The sequence below is a fragment of the Sphingomonas phyllosphaerae genome (genome assembly GCF_036946485.1).
Lineage (GTDB): Bacteria > Pseudomonadota > Alphaproteobacteria > Sphingomonadales > Sphingomonadaceae > Sphingomonas > Sphingomonas phyllosphaerae_E.
This window is the reverse complement of record NZ_JAQIJA010000005.1, coordinates 212,026-229,429: the sequence shown is the minus strand read 5'-3', so window position 1 is coordinate 229,429 and position 17,404 is coordinate 212,026. Positions and strand designations below refer to the sequence as shown.

The window sequence follows — 17,404 nt, the reverse complement described above, 5'->3', positions numbered from 1 at the left end:
ATCCGCGCTCAGCCGAGCCGTGCGAACGCGGCCGCGTGGGTCGCAGCGCCGCGCGCGCCGCACGGCATCAAACCGCCCTGCACCGGCAAGGCCATCAGATACTCGCCCGCATAAGGCGAGGCGAAATTCTTCGCATAATCGGCGTGGAAGCCGAACCGCTCGTAGAAACCCGGCTCGCCCAATACGAAGCACAGCACGATCCGCGCCGCCTCGATCCGCTCGATCCCGGCCTGGATCAACGCCTCGGCGACACCCTGCCGGCGATAGCCTTCCGCGACCGCGACCGGTGCGAGCGCCACCGCGGCGATCGCCTTGCCGCCGACCTCGACCGCCATCCGGCTGAATGCCACCGTTCCGGCCAGCGCGCCGCTGTCCTCATCGACCGCGACCATCATCAGCACCATGTCGCCGTCGACGCACAATTGCCGCACCAGATCGGCCTCGTCGGCGCGCGGGAAGACCTCGCGGAGCAGCGCGTCGATCGCGGCGACATCGCCGCCCGCCGCCGGACGGATCGCGATCGTCACGCCCGTCGTCCTTATGCCAGCGCGATGTCCGGCGCGTCCTCGGCCTTCATGCCGATCACGTTATAGCCGGCGTCGACATGGTGGATCTCACCGGTCACGCCGCTCGCCAGGTCGGACAGCATGTACAGCCCCGCGCCGCCGACATCCTCGATCGTGACGGTGCGGCGCAGCGGCGAATTCAGCTCGTTCCACTTGAGGATGTAATTGAAGTCGCCGATCCCGCGCGCCGCCAGCGTCTGGATCGGCCCGGCCGAGATCGCATTGATGCGGATGTTGTCGGGACCGAGATCGACCGCGAGATACTTCACGCTCGTCTCCAGCGCCGCCTTGGCCACGCCCATCACGTTGTAGTGCGGGATCACCTTTTCCGCGCCGTAATAGGTCAGCGTCAGGATCGACCCGCCCTCGGGCATCATCCGCCGCGCGCGCTGCGCCACCGCGACCAGCGAATAGGCCGAAATGTTCATCGTCATGAGGAAATTGTCGAGCGTCGTGTCGTAATAGCGCCCGCGCAGCTGCGACTTGTCCGAAAAGCCGATCGCATGGACCACGAAGTCGATCGTCGGCCATTCCTCGGCCAGCGCCGCGAAGGTTGCGTCGAGCGCCTCCATGTCCGACACGTCGCAATCGAACAGCCGTGCGACCCCCAGTTGCTCGGCGAGCGGGCGGACGCGCTTCTCCATCGCCGCGCCCTGATAGGAAAAGGCGAGTTCCGCGCCGGCCTCGCTTAGCTTCTTGGCAATCCCCCAGGCCAGCGACTTGTCGTTGGCCAGCCCCATGATGAGCCCGCGCTTGCCCGCCATCAATCCGTTCACGCGTGTACCTGCATTATGATTCACCCTGTCCGGTCCCCTCTACAACCGGTTCGGGCGGCTCCGCCAGTGCCGCGTTGAGGTGCGCGCCGAAGACCAGTCCCAGCCCGATCAGATAGAAGAACAACAGCATGACCACCACTCCCGCCAGGCTGCCATAGGTCAGGTCATAGCCGCCGAGCTGCGACAATGCCCAGGGCAGCCCCGCGGTCATGCTCACCCACCACAGGGTCGTGAACAGCGCGCCGGGCCATTTGCGCGCGTCGCTGCGCCGGTATTTGCCCGGCGTCACCGAATAGAACAGCATGTAGAGCGCACCGAACATGATCGCCGCCGGCACCAGCCGCGCGATGTTGAGCCATTCGGCGACGTGCTGCGCGACCGGCAGCAGGCGATAGATGAATTGCTCGGCGGCGGTAAGGATGCCCTGCACCAGAAACGCCAGCAGCGCGATCACCACCGAGGCGATGATCGCGATGCTCAGCCCCAGCCGGGCACGCCACAAGGATTGCGACGAGCGCGTGCCATAGGCCTTGCGGAAGATGTCGCGGATCGTCTCGGCGAAGCTGCCGACCGTCCACAGCCCGACCAGCGCGCCGAACCAGAGCAACGGCCCGGTCCGCGCCTGCAACACATTGGCGATCGGCGTCCGCAACACCTCCGCGACGTCGTGCGGCAGCACCGACAGGAAGCTGGCGAGGCCGTGCTGCACCTCGTCGCTCTGCCCGAACAGCGACGCCACCGCGGCGGCGACGATGAAGAACGGAAAGACCGTCATCAGCGCGAGATAGGCGAGGTTGCCGGCGTAGATGAACCCGTCGGTCCACACCCCGATCGCCGCGCGCTTGAACACCTCCCATGCATAGGCGCCGGGGCGAAGATGCGCGAGCTGGCGGTCGAGCCGGCGACGCGCGGCGCCGTGTTGGCGCCCGCGGTCCTCAGGCGTCAGCGATAGCGGGGCGTCGGTCACGCACGATCAGACGCCCATCGCCGCGCGCGGGTTCCCGCCGCCGTCCCAGCCGGCGACGAACGCCTTCAGCGCCGCATCGTCGGCGGGCACGTCGACGATCAGCGTCACCAGCTGATCGCCGCGCTCGCCACCTTTGCGGTGAAAGCCTTTTCCCTTCAAACGCAATGTCTTGCCGGAGGTTGCCCCGGTCGGCACCGTGATCATCACCGGCTTGTCGACCGTCGGACACTTCACCTTGCCGCCCTCGACCGCTTCCTTCAGCGTGATCGGCAGGTCGAGGCGCACGTCGTCGCCGTCGCGCGTGAAGAAACGATGCGGCTGGACCTCGATCGTCACGATCGCGTCGCCGGGGCCACCCGGCCCCTCGTCGCCCTTGCCGGCGAGCCGCATCTGCGTACCGGTCTCGACCCCGGCCGGCAGCTTGAGGTCGATGGTGCTGCCGCTCGCCAGCGTCACCCGCTGCGGCGCGAGCGTCGCGGCATCGGTGAACGGCACGCGCAGCGAATAGGCGACGTTGCCGCCCTTCGGCGGCGGCTGCCGCCGGCCGAACCCGCTGGCGAACCCGCCGCCACCGCCGCCGCGGGCGCGGCCGCCGCCGAACAGTCCCTCGAAGATGTCGCTCATGTCCGGGCCGCCGGCACCGCCGCCCATCCCGCTCATGTCGAAGCCCTCAGGCCGGAAGCCGCCGTTGCCGGCCTGCCCGCGCCCGCCCGCGCCGAAGCCGAACGGCGCGGTCGGGTTGCCGTCGCCGTCGATCTCGCCGCGGTCGAAGCGCGCGCGCTTGTCCTTGTCGGTCAGCAGGTCATAGGCGCTGGTGACCTGCCCGAACTTCTCCGCCGCCTTGGGATTGTCGCGGTTGCGGTCGGGATGCAGCTCCTTGGCGAGCTTGCGATACGCTTTCTTGATGTCCGCCTCGCTGGCGCCGCGCGCCACGCCCAGCGTCGCATATGGATCGGCCATGTCGTCCCCGGTTGGTGTGTTACTCGCCTATGTGGGGCAGGGATGCGCGAAGCGCAATCGTTACGCGGGCTCTCCGATCGGCTCCGCAATTGGCGCGACGTCGACGCTGACCTCCATCGCCTGCGCGCCCGATCCCAGCACCACGCCGTCGACCGGTGCGATCTCGGCATAGTCGCGCCCGATCGCGACCACGATATGATCGCCCGCCATCCAGATGCCGTTGGTCGGATCGACCCCGACCCAGCCGCGCACCGGCCCGCACCAGATCAGCACCCAGGCGTGCGTCGCATCCGCGCCGACCAGCCGCTCCTGACCGGGCGGCGGGATGGTGCGGATATAGCCCGAGGCGTAAGCGGCGGGCAGCCCGGCCGCGCGCAACCCGGTGAGCATGATCTGCGCGAAATCCTGACAGACGCCGCTGCGCTTGGCGAACGCCTCGTGCGGCGGCGTGTCGACCAGCGTCGCGGCGGGATCGAACGCGAAGTCGCGCTGGATGCGCCGCGCCAGCGCGATCCCGGCCTCCAATACGTTGCGGTCGGGCGACAGGTCGGGGGCGCAATATTCCGCGATCGCGCGGTCGAGCGGGATCAGCGGGGAGGGAAACAGATACGCCGCCGGCCCCGCCGCCGACACGTCGCCCGACGCGCGGGCCAGCGCGCAGACCTCGGCGATCGTCGGGTCGCCGGCGTCGGGCACCGGCACCAGCCGGTCGACGGTCAGCCGCGCGACGCTCTCGATCGTCAGCCGCCGGACGCGCTCGTCGACCACCAGCCGCGTGACATGCGCCAGCCCCGCCTCGGCGTGCGCCTCGGTCGTCCGCCCGGACGGCGCGACGTGGAGGGCATATTGCTCCAGCTTCTGCCCCGGCCAGTCGATCGGCTTCAACCGCAGGTTGCAGCGCGCGAACTTGACCGCATTGCCATAATCGAAGCGGGTGATGTGGCGGATGTCATAGCGCATCGGTCAGGCGTGTCCCGTCCCAATCCCCGTTCGTGCTGAGGAGGCATTGAGCCTGTCGAAATGCCGTCTCGAAGCACCTTGAGGCGCGCACCCTTCGAGACGAGGCTTCGACAGGCTCAGCCCCTCCTCAGGGCGAACGGGCGTGGCCGAAAGAACGACCGGCCTCACGCCAACGTCAACCCACTCGCCCGCAACGGCTCCGCGCCTTGCAGGAAATACCGCCGCGCGATCGCCTCGGACAGCCGGAACAGCCGGTGCTCCACCTCGGCCAGCGTCTCCGGATCGAGCAGCGCCGCCTGCGCCGGGGCGACCAACGCGTGCAACTCGGTCGCCTCGATCTGCTGCGGCTCGGCCATGCCATCGTCGTCGAGCACCGGCAGCGCGGCGAGATGCTCGCGGATCCGCTCGACCTGAAACGCCAGCGCGCGCGGATTGCCCGGATCGAGCACGGTCAAATCGACCACCGGCACCCGCGCGATCCCGGTCAGGTAGCGCTGGCGATAGCTGATCTGGCTGTCGGCGAGATCGAGCAAGGTCGACAGGTCGCCCGCCGACGCGCCGCTCATCCCGAAGATCCGCGCCGCGCGCGTGATCGCCCGCGCGCGCTCGATCCGTCGTCCGAGATCGTGGAACCGCCACGCCGCGGTCCGCCCCATATGCTCCGCGGACAGCCCGGCGATCGCGGCATAGCGGCGCTGGAGCGAGCCGGCGCGGTCGAGCATCCCGCGGTGGGTGGGGAAGGGCGCGTCGAGCAGCCGCACCATGTCGACCGACAGCCGGTCGCGCGATCCGCCCGCGATCCGCTGCGCATGGGCGTTGATCGCCGCCACCGACTGCCACCCGCCGTCGCGCGCCTCCATCGCGGTGCGCGCGAACGCGATCAGCTCGGCGCGGCGGAAGCCGGTCGGGGCCGGGGCCGCGCCGCTGTCGACGATTTCGGCGACCAGCTTGGCGATCGTCGCGTCGTCGGGGGCCGCGCCGGTGTCGGCGTCAATCGAATGGCCGAGCATGACCCGGATCGCCGCCAGCAGCGCCTCGCCGCGTTCCAGATAGCGCCCGAGCCAGAAGAAGTTGTCCGCAACGCGGCTCGGCAACGTGCCCGGATTGCGCCGGACGTGCAGCGAATCGGGTGCGGGCAGCAACGAAACCGGCGAAACCGGCTCCGCGCCGTGCACGCAGACGTCCGCCGACCATGTTCCTTCGCCCAGAACTGCCGCCCGTGGGTCGGGATGTTCGCCGATCCGTGCGAACCCGCCCGGCAAAACCTGCCAGTTTCCGTGCGCATCGCGCGCCGCGAACACCCGCAAGGTGAACGGACGCGGCTCCAGCCGGTCCTCGATGATCACCGGCATCGTCGAAAGCCGGACGATTTCCTGCCCGACATAATCCTGCGGCCGCCGCGTGAGATCGTCGAGGAACGCCGCGCGCTGCTCGGCCGTCAGGTCCGCCCCCGCCACAGGCGCGTCGCCGGGCAGCCCCAGCGTCCGCGCGCCGAACGCCGGTGACAGCAGCATCGACCCGAACTCGCCCGCGACATGCGCTGCCTCGCGCGGCTGCCCGCACCACCAGGTCGCGATATTGGGCAGGATCAGGTCCGCGCCGGTCAGCCGCGTGCTGAGCTGCGGCAAAAACGCCCCGAACGCAGGGCTTTCCAGCACGCCCGCGCCGGGCGCATTGGCGAGCACGACATTGCCCTGCGCCCAGACGTCGATCAGCCCCGGCACCCCGATCCGCGAATGCGAATCGAACGCCAGCGGGTCGAGCAGCCGCGGGTCGAGCCGCCGCCACAACGCGTCCACGCGCTTCAGCCCTGCGATCGTGCGGACGTAGAGCCGGTCTTCCAGCGCGGCGAGGTCGTCGCCCTCGACCAGCAACAGCCCCAGATAGCGCGCCAGATGCGCCTGTTCGGGGTAGCTGGGATTGTAGCGCCCCGGCGTCAGCAGCCCGATGCGCGGATCGCTGCGCCGGCACGCAGCGGCCAACCCCTCACGAAAGGCGGCGAAAAATGGCGCGTGCCGACGCACGTTGAGCCGCGCCTGCAACCCGCCCAGCGTGCGGCTGACCGCCAGCCGGTTTTCCAGCGCATAGCCCGCCCCGGTCGGCGCGCGCAGATGGTCGGCAAGCACCCGCCACTCGCCCGACGGGCTGCGCCCGAGATCGATCGCGACGAAATGCAGATGGTGCCCGCCCGGCGGCGCGAGCCCGACCAAAGGCCGCAGGAAGAACGGGCTGCCGGTGACGAGCGTCGCGGGAAAATGCCCGCGCTCCACCAGCTTGGACGGGCCATAGAGATCGCGTAGGATCGTTTCGAACAGATCGGCGCGCTGGACGATCCCGCGCTCGATCCGCGCCCATTCCTGCGCCTCGATCAGCAGCGGGACGGGGCTGACCGGCCACGGCCGCTCGCTGTCCTCGCCGATGATGCGGAAACCGGTGCCGATGTCGATCGCGTGCCGCTGCACCCGCTCGCGCGCATGGCCGAGATCGTCACCCGCGACCGCGGACAATTCCTCCAGCACCGCCAGCCACGGTGCGGCGGCACCGGCGCGCATCGTGTCCGACGGCGTCCCGGCATAGTCGTCGAACCGGCGGCGGGCGAGGGTGCTGTTGTCGAAGAGGGGCTGCGTGGCCAGCATTTCCTCCTTCAGCCAACCGGGGCGGACCCTAATGCCGCAATCGGGTTAAGCAATCGGAATCGCCCCGGCGACCTCAAAGGTCGGGTAACACCTGATCGGCGACGCCCCAGCCCTTGAGCGACCGCCCGTTGGCGCGCGCGATCAGCGCCTCGGCATCGCCGACATGCCAGTGCGCCGCGCTGTCGAGATCGCGTAGCTCGGTCCACGACACGGGGGCCGCGACCGGCGCCCCGGCCCGCGCGCGGGCGGCATAGGGCATGATCGCGGTCGCGCCGCGCTGGTTGCGCAGATAGTCGATGAAAATCCGCCCCTTGCGCTTGGCCTTGCTCATCACCGCTACGAACCGCTCCGGGTCGGCATGGGCCAGCGCACGCGCGAACCGCTCGGCGAAGTCTCGCACCGCCGGCCATTCCGCCTTGGGGGTCAGCGGCACGACGACATGCACCCCCTTGCCGCCCGACAATAGCGGGAAGCTGACCAGCCCCAGTTCGGCGAGCTGTTCCTTGAGGTGCACCGCCGCCCGCTTGGTTTCCTCGAAGCCGAGCCCTTCGTCGGGGTCGAGGTCGAACACCATCCGGTCGGGGTATTCGAGCGCATCGACGCGCGATCCCCAGCCATGGAACTCGATCGTCCCCATCTGCACGCAGGCGACCAGCCCGTCGGCATCGTCGACATAGAGGTAGTTTTCGGTGCTGCCGTCCTTCTCGCGGATCGGCACCTGATGCACGGCGTCGCCGAACGACCCCGCGTCGTGCTTCTGGAAAAAGCATTGCCGTGCGCGACCTTGCGGGCAGCGCACGAGGCTGACCGGCCGGTGCCCGGCCCAGGGCAGCATGATCCCCGCGACCGCGGCGTAATAATCGGCAAGCTGCCCCTTGGTGACGTCGCTCTCCGGAAAGATCACGCGGTCGCGGTTGGTGATCTTGATTCGCGAGTCGACCTTGGGTGTCGGGGCGGGCCGTTCGGCGACGACTTCCTTCGCGGGCTTGTCGCCGCGCAGCCCGATAAAGCTGGAATGGCGCAAGACGGCATCGGGCGTCGTCTCGGCGAAGGCGACCTCGGCCACCAATTCTGGCTTGACCCAATGCGCGCCTTTCACTGCGGCGCGCGGCGCTTCGACGGTGGCGGTCTTGCGCGCCAGTCTGTCGAGGCGCGTCCGCAACTCGTCGATGATCGCGGCGTCGAACCCGGTGCCGACCTTGCCGGCATAGCGCAGCGTGTCCCCGTCATGCACGCCGAGCAGCAGCGACCGCAGCCCGCGCGACTTGGTCGACGGCAACCAGCCGACGATCACGAATTCCTGCCGCCGGATGCACTTGATCTTCAGCCACGCCTGGGTGCGCCGCCCCCGGTAGGGCGCATCGGCGCGCTTGGAGACGACGCCTTCATAGCCTTCGCGGCACATCGTCTCGAACAATTGCTCGCCGGAACCGGTGATATGCTCGGCGAAGCGCAGTCGCTCCTCGCCATCGCCGACCAGCGCGCGCAGCCGTTCCTTGCGCGCGACATTGGACTGGTCGCGCAAATCTTCGCCATCGAGTTCGAGCAGATCGAACGCGAATAGCGTCATCGCGCGACCCGTGCCGATCGCGTCCTTTAGCGTCGAAAAATCGGGCTTGCCGTCCTTGAACGCGACGATTTCGCCGTCGATCAGCGCTGTCGCCGCCGGAAGCGCGGCGGCGGCTTCGGCAATCCCCGCGAACTTGTCGGTCCAGTCGAGCCCGCTGCGCGTATAGACCTTCGCCGTGCCGCCCCCGATCGCGACCAGCGCGCGATAGCCGTCGTATTTGACCTCATGGATCCATTCGCCGCCGGTCGGCACGTGATCGACCAGCGTGCAGAGCTGCGGCGGTTCAAAGGCGGGTGCCTTGGCGGCGCTGCGCTTCCTCGCCGGCGCTGGCTTCGGGCGACTGCCCGCGCGCGGGGCGGGCTTCGCTTTCTTCCCCTCGGCGATTTCCTGCATCGTCCGGCCGGTCGCGACGCTGGTCAGCGCGGTTTCGACCAGCGTGTCGGTGCCGCCGGCTTCGGCATCCTCGATCTTGCGCAACAGCCAGTTCTCGCGCTTCTCCTTGCCGCGCGGGCGTAGCCGGATCAGCAGCCATTCGCCCTTCATCCGCTCGCCGTCGAGGATGAAGTGGAGGTGGCCCTTGTCGATGTCGGCGGCGCTCTTGCCCTTGACCGGCGACCAGGTGCCGCGGTCCCACAACATCACCGTCCCGCCGCCATATTCGCCCGCCGGAATTGTGCCCTCGAACGTCGCATAGGAGAGCGGGTGATCCTCGGTGCGGACCGCGAGGCGTTTCTCGTTCGGGTCGAGGCTGGGGCCGCGCGTCACCGCCCAGCTTTTCAGGACGCCGTCGACCTCGAGCCGGAAGTCCCAGTGCAGCCGTGTCGCGTCATGCTTCTGGACGATGAAGCTGTTACCCTTGCCCGGCGCGAGCGTCCCGGCCGGCTCGGCGGTCTTCGCGAAGTCGCGCTTGGCGTTGTAGGAGGCGAGCGGATCGGTCGTCATCCAATCCTCCTGTCAGGGCCGTGCGGCTCAAGCACGTTTCTTCGCCGTCGATGCCTTGCTGGTCGACGCCTTCGCCGCCGGCTTGCGGGCGGCAGGCTTGCGCGTCGCTGTCTTCTTCTCCGCGGCGTCGCCCTTGCCCTCCATGGACTTCTTGAGCGCCGCCATCAGGTCGACGACGTTCGAGCCGGAACGCGCGCCATCGTCACCCTTGTCCTCGATGATCTTGCGGCCCTTCGCCTTGCGCTTGCGCTCGATCAGGTCTTTCAGCGCATCGACATAGCGGTCGTGGAACTCGGCCGGATCGAAGGCGGCGGCCTTCTTCTCGATCAGCGCCTCGGCCAGATCGAGCAATTCGGCATCGGGCTTGTCGTCGGGGATGTCGCGGAAATAGCCCTGCGCGCGGTGCACCTCGTCGGCGTAGCGCAACGTCTCCAGGATCATGCCGCGCCCGCACGGCTTCAGGCTGACGACATATTCGCGTCCACGCATCGCCAGTTGGCCCAGGCCGACCTTCTTCGTCCGCCGCAGCGCCTCGCGCAGCACGATGAACGCTTCCTCGGCGAGATCGTCGGCGGGCACGACGAAGTAGGGCTTCTCGTAATACAGCACGTCGATTTCGTGCGCGTCGACGAACTGCGTCAGCTCCAGCGTCTTCTTCGACTCGAGCTTGACCGCATCGATTTCGTCCTGTTCGAGCAGGACGTACTCGCCCTTCTCGATCTCGAATCCCTTCATGATCTCGTCGGTGTCGATCGGGCCGACGCCTGGCGCGACCTTCTCATATTTGATCCGCTGTCCGGTGGGTTCGTGGATCTGGTGAAAGGCGACCTGCGCCCCGGATTTGGTGGCGGAGTAGATTTCGACCGGGATCGACACCAGCGCCAACCGGATCTGCCCCTGCCAGTATGCGCGCGCCGCCATCGGATCAGCCTCTCGTTGCGAGGGCGATTCAATCCTTCGGAGAGGGCAGGGTTCCGCTGTTCGTCAGAGCATCGCGTCGGGGTCGCGCGCGGCGTGAACGATCGTGAGCACGACGACCCGGTCGTCAAGGACATCGTAAATGATGTGGTAATTGCCCAACGTGCGGCGACGTGCCGCAGGTCCAAAGCGTGGATCGGCGGGATAGGCACGCGGGAACGTCGACAGATCGTCACAGGCGCTTAGCAGTTCCGCGACGAACCTCGCTGCGCGGTCGGGATCGTCGCGCGCGATATAACGACCGATCTCGATTAGGTTCCTGCTACTTCGCGGTGACAGAACGACGATCAACGCGGGTCGCCGAACAGGTCCCGCATCTCCGCCCGAAGCTCCGAGACGGTTTGGAAACGCCCCGCGGCGACGTCCAGCCGCGCTTCGTCGACCTGTGCCTGCACCATCTCCAGCCACGCCTCGCGCTCATGAATCAGTCGCACGCCCTCCCGCAGCACTTCGCTGCGCGAGCCATAGCGGCCTTTCTGGACCAGTTCGTCGACATAGCTTTCCAGCCGCTCGCCCAATTTCACGCTGCTCGCCATCTGCCACCTCCATGGTGATAATAATCAATACCGGCGATCACGACAATGATGACCTTTGCGCGCGGTCGGGGTAAGAGCGCCGGCATGGCCGACGATCCTTTTACGCTATTCGACCGCTGGTTCGCCGAGGCGCGCGACAGCGAGCCGAACGATCCGAACGCGATGGCGCTCGCAACCGCCGATGCGCATGGGCGTCCGTCGGTGCGGATGGTGCTGTTGAAGGGGCATGGGCCTGACGGGTTCGTCTTCTACACCAATCGCGGCAGCCGCAAGGCGGGCGACCTGGCCGCCAATGCGCAGGCGGCGCTGCTCTTTCACTGGAAGTCTCTGCGCCGCCAAATCCGGATCGAGGGCGTGGTGAATCACGCCACCGATGAGGAAAGTGACGCCTATTTTGCAACGCGCGGGCGTGATTCGCAGCTCGGCGCCTGGGCCTCGGAGCAATCGCGGCCGCTCGACGATCGCGCCACCTTCGAGGCGCGGTTCGAGGAGGTGAAGGCGCGCTTCGACGGGCAGGACGTGCCGCGCCCGCCCAATTGGGGTGGCTATCGCGTCACGCCCGACCATTTCGAGTTTTGGCACGACCGCGCCCATCGGCTGCACGAACGGCGCATTTTCACCCCCGATGGTCGGGGCGGGTGGCGCGAAGGATTGCTGTTCCCATGACCCGCGACGAACGCCGCCGCATTGTCCCGCTCGCGATGCGCGCCGCGCTGGCGAGCGTGGCGATGGCGTGCACGTTGTTGATCGTGAAGGCGTATGCCGCCTGGCACACCGGTTCGGTCGCGATGCTGGGCAGCCTTGCCGACACCGCGCTCGACCTGCTCGCCAGCCTCGTCACCTTGTACGGCGTCAAGCTCGCGGCCGAGCCTGCCGACCACGATCATCGCTTCGGTCACGGCAAAGCGGAGGCGTTGGCGGCGCTGTTCCAGGTGGTGCTCATCACCGCCTCGGCGATCGGGATCGCCGTGCAGGCGATCCGGCGCTTCTCCGATCCGGTCGCCAACGAGGATGCCGGGCTGGGGATCGGCGTGTCGATCGCCGCGATCGTCGCCACCTTTGCGTTGCTCGCTTATCAGCGCAGCATCATCCGCCAGACCGGATCGGTCGCGATCATGGCGGATAACGTCCATTATCAGTCGGATATGCTGCTCAACGTCGCGGTGATCGCGGCCTTGGTGCTCGATCAATATCTCGGCATCTCCGGCGCGGATCCGGTGTTCGGCATCGCGATCGCGGCCTGGCTGGCGTTCGGAGCCTTTCAGGCGTCGAGCCAGGCGATCGATATGCTGATGGACAAGGAGTGGCCCGAGGCGCAACGCGCGGCCTTCATGGAGGTCGCCGCGCGTCAGCCCGGTATCCGCGGCATCCACGATTTCCGCACCCGGCGCGCCGGCAGCCATGATTTCGCGCAATTCCATATGGAAGTGGATGCCGACCTGTCGGTGCGCGCCGCGCACGACATCGTCGAGCGGGTCGAGCGTGCGCTGCGCGATACCTTCCCGCGCGTCGAAACGCTGATCCACCTCGATCCGGAGGGGCATGTCGACACCGACAATCCGCTGGTCGAGGCGGACGTCACGCCGCACTGGTTCTCGAAACGCCTGTAGAAAGCCGCCGACGATGCGCATCCCGTTCACCCAGGTCGACGCCTTTGCCGAGCAGGCGTTCGGCGGCAATCCGGCGGCGGTGATGCCGCTGCCGACATGGCTCGACGACGCAACGTTGCTGGCGATCGCGCAGGAGAACAACCTGTCCGAAACCGCCTTTCTGGTCCCCGATTCCAGCGGCGCGACCGATTATGAATTGCGCTGGTTCACGCCGGCCGCGGAGATCGCGCTGTGCGGCCATGCGACGCTTGCCAGCGGCCATGTCGTGCTCTCCTCCGATCCCGATCGCGCGCGTGTCCGCTTCGCGACGCGGCAGTCGGGCGTGCTGGAGGTCGCGCGCGACGGCGCGGGCTATGCCCTGGCGCTCCCGGCCCTGACCCCGGCGCCGCGCGACCTGCCCGGTGTCGTCGCCGCGCTGGGCGTCACGGCGCACGAGACGCTGTGGCACGACGGCGGCTATGCGGTCGCGGTGCTCGCCGATGAGGCTGAGGTGCGCGCCTGCAACCCGGACCAACGCGCGCTGGAACAGGAGGGGCGCTTGCTGGTGATCGTCACCGCCCCCGGCGACACGACCGACATCGTCAGTCGCGCCTTCACCCCGGCGTTCGGCATCCCGGAGGATCCGGTCACCGGCGGCGCCCATGCGGTGATCGTGCCTTATTGGGCGGAGCGCCTGGGACGTGACGATTTCTCTGCGTATCAGGCCAGCGCCCGCGGCGGACGGCTCGGCTGCCGGTTCGACGGCGGGCGCGTGGTGCTCAGCGGCACCTGCGTCACCACGATCGAAGGCGTCTTCCTGCTGCCCTGATCGTCAGATCAACCCCTTGGCGCGCAGGCTGACCTGACCGTTCAGACCGACGATCAGGTGATCGTGGACCGCGATGTTGAGCGGTTTTCCGGCGGCGACGATCGCGCGGGTGATGTCGATATCGGCCCGGCTGGGCGAGGGATCGCCCGACGGATGATTGTGGACCAGGATCAGCGCCGCGGAGCCGAAATCGAGCGCGCGCTTGATCACCTCGCGGACGTGCACCGCCGCTTCGTCGATCGTGCCGCGCGCCATGACCTCGTCGCGGACGAGCATGTTGCGGGTATTTAGATGCAGGACGCGGAACCGTTCGACCATGTCGTGCGCCATATCGGCATGAAGATAATCGGACAGCGCCTGCCAGTTCGACAGGATCGGTGCCGCACGGGTGCGGCTGCGGACCAGCCGGATCGCGACCGCGTGCGCGATGCGGACCGCCGCGGTGCTGGTTTCGCCCATGCCGGGAACGCGCGCGAGCGCGGCGGGGTCGGCGGCGAACACGCCCGCCACGCCACCGAATTCGCGCAGCAGTATCTTGGCAAGCGGCTTGGTATCCTGCCTTGGGATCGCGAGCGCGAGCAGATATTCGAGCAGTTCGTGGTCGAGAAGGCCGTCGGGATCGGCCAGCAGCCGCGCACGCAGTCGGGCGCGGTGCCCCTTCGCATCCAGCGCGCGCGTCTCGTCGTCGGCCATGCGCGTCGGCCTAGGTCGGTTCGGCGCGCCACGCAATTGCGTGTGCCGCGCGCGCTGCCCTATGACGGCGAAAGCATGAGCGACGCAGGCCAGAAACCGACAGGGCGCGTGTGAGCGACGCGGCCCGGCGCATGGCGGTGGCGGTATCGGTGCTGGCGCTGGCGGCCGGCGGCGGGCTGTGGTTGTCGCGCGTGCCGATCGCGACGCGGGTGATCGACAAGGAACTGTCGGCCAAGGGCGTGCCGGCGCGCTACCATATCGCCGATCTGGGGCTGGGACGGCAGCGGCTGACCGATGTCGTGATCGGCGATCCGGCGCGCCCCGATCTGGTCGCGGATTGGGTGGAGACGCAGACCGATCTGACGCTGTCGGGACCGAAGCTGATCGGCGTGCGCGCCGGGCATGTCCGCATCGCGGCGCGGCTGCGCGACGGCAAGCTGTCGCTGGGCGCGATCGATCGCCTGTTGCCGGAATCGTCGGGCGGGCCATTCGCCTTGCCGGCCTTGAACGTCGATGTCACGGAGGCGCGGATCGCGCTCGACACGCCTTATGGCGCGGCCGGGCTGCGCTTGAGCGGGCGCGGACGGCTCAACGACGGGTTCCGCGGGCGGTTGGCGGCGACCGCACCGGGGCTGGCGGTCGCGGGATGCCGGATCGACGCGCTGCAGGCCGATATGGCGCTGCGCATCACCGCGACCGCCCCGCGGGTCGCCGGACCGGCGCGCGCGGCCGCGATCGCCTGCGACGGTGCGGCGGCGCGGGCGCTGGCCGGCGACCTCGACCTCGGGTTGTCGCCGCAGTTCGATCGTTGGTTCGGGCGGACGCAATTGACGGCTGCGCGCGTCGAAACCGCGGCGGCGACGCTTAGTAACGTCAATCTGGCGACACGCTTTCGCGGCGATGCCGACCGTACGACCGGCATCGCGACCGCGATGGTGGACGGTGTGCGGACCGTGGCGGTCACCAGCGGCGCGACCGATTGGCATGGTCAGTGGCGGCTGGCCAATGGTCGCGCGACACTGTCGGGGCGGCTCACCGCGCAGCATGTCGCGCTGGCCGCCACCCGCCAGCGCGCGATCGCGACGCTCGGTGACGGGGCGGCGGGGCTGCCCGTGACGCCGTTGCTCGCGGGGGCGGCGCGCGATGCGGCGCGTGCCAGTCGTGACATGCAGGTCGCGGCGGAACTGGCGCTGGCGACTGGCGATCGCACGTTGCTGACGATCGAGCGCGCCACGGTGACCGCCGCCACGGGTGTGCGCGCAACGCTCGACGACGGCGCGGTGACGATCGGGCACCCGGCCGGGGTGCAGCTTGCCGGGCGGATCACGCTCGGCGGCGGCGGGCTCCCCGGCGCGACGATCCGCCTCGCGCAGGCAGCGCCCGGCGCGGCGATCAACGGGACGGCGGATATCGCTCCTTATGCACGCGATGGCGCGGCGCTGGCCCTGGCGCCGGTGCTATTCAGGACCGGCGGCGGCGGCGCGACGCGGATCACGACCGAAGCGGTGGTGAGCGGGCCGCTGGCCGGCGGACGGGTCGAGCGGCTGCGCGTGCCCGTCGCCGCCTTGTGGGACCGGCGCGGGCAATTGACGGTCAACCGCGATTGCACACCGATCGGGTTCGAGCGGCTGTCGATCTCCAGCCTGACGCTCGACCGCGGCGCGCTGCGGCTGTGCCCGACCGGCGCTGGGCTGGTCGCGGTGACGCCCGGTGGGGTGAGTGGCGGGGCGCGGCTCGGCGCGACCCGTCTTGAAGGGACCCTGGGCGGATCGGCGTTCCGGTTCGACGCCGGCGGCGCGACGCTGGCGCTCGCCGATCGCGGCTTCGTGCTGACCGATGTCGCCACCGTGATCGGTACGACCCGCATCGTGGCGGCACGGCTGGCCGGAACGGTCACCGGCGGCGGCGCACGAGGCACGTTCGCGGGTGGCGGCGGGCAGGTCGGGACCGTGCCGCTGCTGATGAGCGCGGGGGAGGGCAATTGGCGGTTCGACGGGCGGCGGCTGGTACTGGACGGTGCGATGCGCGTCGCCGATACCGCTGCGGCACCACGCTTCCAGCCGATGGCAGCACGCGACATCGCCTTCGCACTCGATGGTGATTCGATCCGCGCGACCGGCCAGTTGGTCGAGCCGACCACCAGCACGCCGGTCGCCCGGGTGGCGATGGATCATCGACTGTCGACCGGCAGCGGCGCGGCGAAGCTGACGGTGCCCGGGATCACCTTCGCCAAGGGCTTCCAGCCCGAGCTGCTCACCCGCCTCACCTTCGGGGTGATCGCCGATGTCGCGGGGACGATGCGGGGCCAGGGCGACATCCGCTGGACGCCGCAGGGTGTCGACAGCACCGGCACCTTTTCGACCGAAGCGATGAACCTCGCCGCCGCCTTCGGGCCGGTGACGGGGCTGGCGGGGACGATCCGCTTCACCGACCTGCTCGGGCTGGTGAGCGCCCCCGATCAGGTCGCGACGGTGACCTCGATCAATCCGGGCATCGCGGTCACTGACGGGCGGATCGTTTACCGGCTGCTCCCCGACCTCAAGGTACAGGTCGAGACCGCGCGCTGGCCGTTCGCCGGCGGCACGCTGACGCTCGATCCGACGACGCTCGATTTCGGATCGGACGCCGCACGGCGGATGACGTTCCGGGTCGATGGGATGGATGCCGGCAAGTTCCTGCAACAGTTCGACTTCTCCAATCTCAACGCCACCGGCACCTTTGACGGCGTGCTGCCGATGATCTTCGACGACCAGGGCGGGCGGATCGCCGACGGACGTCTGACCGCGCGTGAGGGCGGCGGATCGATCGCCTATCTGGGCGAGCTGACCGAGAAGGATCTCGGCTTCTGGGGCAATCTCGCCTTCCAGTCACTGCGCTCGCTGACCTATCGCAGCCTCGACGTGCAGATGAACGGGCCACTGGCGGGGGAGATGGTCACCGGCGTCAGCTTCACCGGGATCAAGCAGGGCGAAGGCGCGAAGAGCAATTTCCTGCTCCGCCGCCTGACCCGCCTGCCGATCCGCTTCAACATCACGATCCGCGCACCATTCCGTGGGCTGATCGATTCGGCGGCGAGCTTCTACGATCCGCAGCGGCTGGTGAAGCGTAACCTGCAGGCCTTGATCGACGAGCAGAACCGGAAGACGGGCGTTCAGCCGCCCGCAAGCGAGAATGTACCATGACGGCAACAGGATTGACGAACGCGATGCGCCCCACGACCTATGCCCTGATCGCGATGCTGACGCTGGCCGGCGGACTGGGAGGGTGCGTGAACATTTCCGCGCCCGACAAGCCGATCCAGATCAACCTCAACATCAACGTGACGCAGGAAGTGGTGTACCGTCTCGACAATGACGCCAAGTCGCTGATCCAGCAGAATCCGGGGATTTTCTAAGCCATGCG

Annotated in this window: 16 protein-coding genes; 5 read left to right on the top strand and 11 right to left on the bottom strand. The window is 68.6% G+C overall.

Translation table 11 applies throughout. The features are described 5' to 3' along the window. Window positions 1-8 precede the first annotated feature (8 nt). From PGN16_RS09595 to PGN16_RS09550, 10 genes are all read right to left on the bottom strand, one after another. Entirely contained in the window at window positions 9-527 is a 519-nt protein-coding gene (locus PGN16_RS09595; protein WP_335309182.1) for a GNAT family N-acetyltransferase, read from the bottom strand. 11 nt (window positions 528-538) lie between these two features. Beyond that, a complete protein-coding gene (fabI, locus tag PGN16_RS09590; protein WP_335309181.1) occupies window positions 539-1,342 on the bottom strand; it encodes an enoyl-ACP reductase FabI in 804 nt (267 codons plus the stop codon). 13 nt (window positions 1,343-1,355) lie between these two features. Continuing rightward, entirely contained in the window at window positions 1,356-2,309 is a 954-nt protein-coding gene (locus PGN16_RS09585; protein WP_335309180.1) for a YihY/virulence factor BrkB family protein, read from the bottom strand. Between the two features lie 6 nt (window positions 2,310-2,315). After that, window positions 2,316-3,269, bottom strand: a complete 954-nt coding sequence (locus PGN16_RS09580) for a DnaJ C-terminal domain-containing protein (RefSeq protein ID WP_335309179.1) — start codon at window positions 3,267-3,269, stop codon at window positions 2,316-2,318. Window positions 3,270-3,329: 60 nt separating this feature from the next. Next, entirely contained in the window at window positions 3,330-4,229 is a 900-nt protein-coding gene (locus tag PGN16_RS09575) for a transglutaminase family protein (RefSeq protein ID WP_335309178.1), read from the bottom strand. A 164-nt stretch (window positions 4,230-4,393) separates the two neighbouring features. After that, window positions 4,394-6,865: a circularly permuted type 2 ATP-grasp protein gene (locus tag PGN16_RS09570; RefSeq protein ID WP_335309177.1), complete on the bottom strand. Its 2,472-nt coding sequence runs from the start codon at window positions 6,863-6,865 to the stop codon at window positions 4,394-4,396. A 73-nt stretch (window positions 6,866-6,938) separates the two neighbouring features. Beyond that, the gene (gene ligD / locus PGN16_RS09565; RefSeq protein WP_335309176.1) at window positions 6,939-9,377 is read right to left on the bottom strand and encodes a DNA ligase D; all 2,439 of its coding nucleotides are present in this window, start codon (window positions 9,375-9,377) and stop codon (window positions 6,939-6,941) included. 27 nt (window positions 9,378-9,404) lie between these two features. Beyond that, on the bottom strand, window positions 9,405-10,298 hold the full coding sequence (ku, locus tag PGN16_RS09560; protein ID WP_335309175.1) for a non-homologous end joining protein Ku: 894 nt from the start codon (window positions 10,296-10,298) through the stop codon (window positions 9,405-9,407). A gap of 63 nt (window positions 10,299-10,361) precedes the next feature. Beyond that, on the bottom strand, window positions 10,362-10,646 hold the full coding sequence (locus PGN16_RS09555; RefSeq protein ID WP_335309174.1) for a type II toxin-antitoxin system RelE/ParE family toxin: 285 nt from the start codon (window positions 10,644-10,646) through the stop codon (window positions 10,362-10,364). Beyond that, window positions 10,643-10,891: a type II toxin-antitoxin system ParD family antitoxin gene (locus tag PGN16_RS09550; protein WP_335309173.1), complete on the bottom strand. Its 249-nt coding sequence runs from the start codon at window positions 10,889-10,891 to the stop codon at window positions 10,643-10,645. The genes PGN16_RS09555 and PGN16_RS09550 overlap by 4 nt, the downstream gene beginning before the upstream one ends. An 84-nt stretch (window positions 10,892-10,975) precedes the next feature. Between PGN16_RS09550 and pdxH the strand changes: the two genes are divergently transcribed. From pdxH to PGN16_RS09535, 3 genes are read left to right on the top strand one after another with little or no spacing between them, the layout of a single operon-like run. Beyond that, window positions 10,976-11,557 (top strand): pyridoxamine 5'-phosphate oxidase, encoded by a 582-nt coding sequence (gene pdxH, locus PGN16_RS09545; RefSeq protein ID WP_335309171.1) that lies wholly within the window; start codon window positions 10,976-10,978, stop codon window positions 11,555-11,557. Further along, window positions 11,554-12,501 (top strand): cation diffusion facilitator family transporter, encoded by a 948-nt coding sequence (locus PGN16_RS09540; RefSeq protein WP_335309170.1) that lies wholly within the window; start codon window positions 11,554-11,556, stop codon window positions 12,499-12,501. Before pdxH ends, PGN16_RS09540 begins: the two co-directional genes overlap by 4 nt. 13 nt (window positions 12,502-12,514) lie before the next feature. Continuing rightward, window positions 12,515-13,309 (top strand): PhzF family phenazine biosynthesis protein, encoded by a 795-nt coding sequence (locus PGN16_RS09535; protein ID WP_335309169.1) that lies wholly within the window; start codon window positions 12,515-12,517, stop codon window positions 13,307-13,309. 3 nt (window positions 13,310-13,312) lie between these two features. On the opposite strand, the gene radC is transcribed toward PGN16_RS09535, so the two are convergent. Beyond that, on the bottom strand, window positions 13,313-14,002 hold the full coding sequence (gene radC, locus PGN16_RS09530) for a RadC family protein (protein WP_335309168.1): 690 nt from the start codon (window positions 14,000-14,002) through the stop codon (window positions 13,313-13,315). A gap of 110 nt (window positions 14,003-14,112) precedes the next feature. On the opposite strand from radC, the gene PGN16_RS09525 reads away from it, so the two are divergent. Together PGN16_RS09525 and PGN16_RS09520 are read left to right on the top strand one after the other, a co-directional pair. Beyond that, a complete protein-coding gene (locus tag PGN16_RS09525) occupies window positions 14,113-17,184 on the top strand; it encodes a YdbH domain-containing protein (RefSeq protein ID WP_335309167.1) in 3,072 nt (1,023 codons plus the stop codon). Between the two features lie 23 nt (window positions 17,185-17,207). Further along, the gene (locus PGN16_RS09520; protein ID WP_335309166.1) at window positions 17,208-17,396 is read left to right on the top strand and encodes a YnbE family lipoprotein; all 189 of its coding nucleotides are present in this window, start codon (window positions 17,208-17,210) and stop codon (window positions 17,394-17,396) included. Window positions 17,397-17,404: the final 8 nt, after the last annotated feature.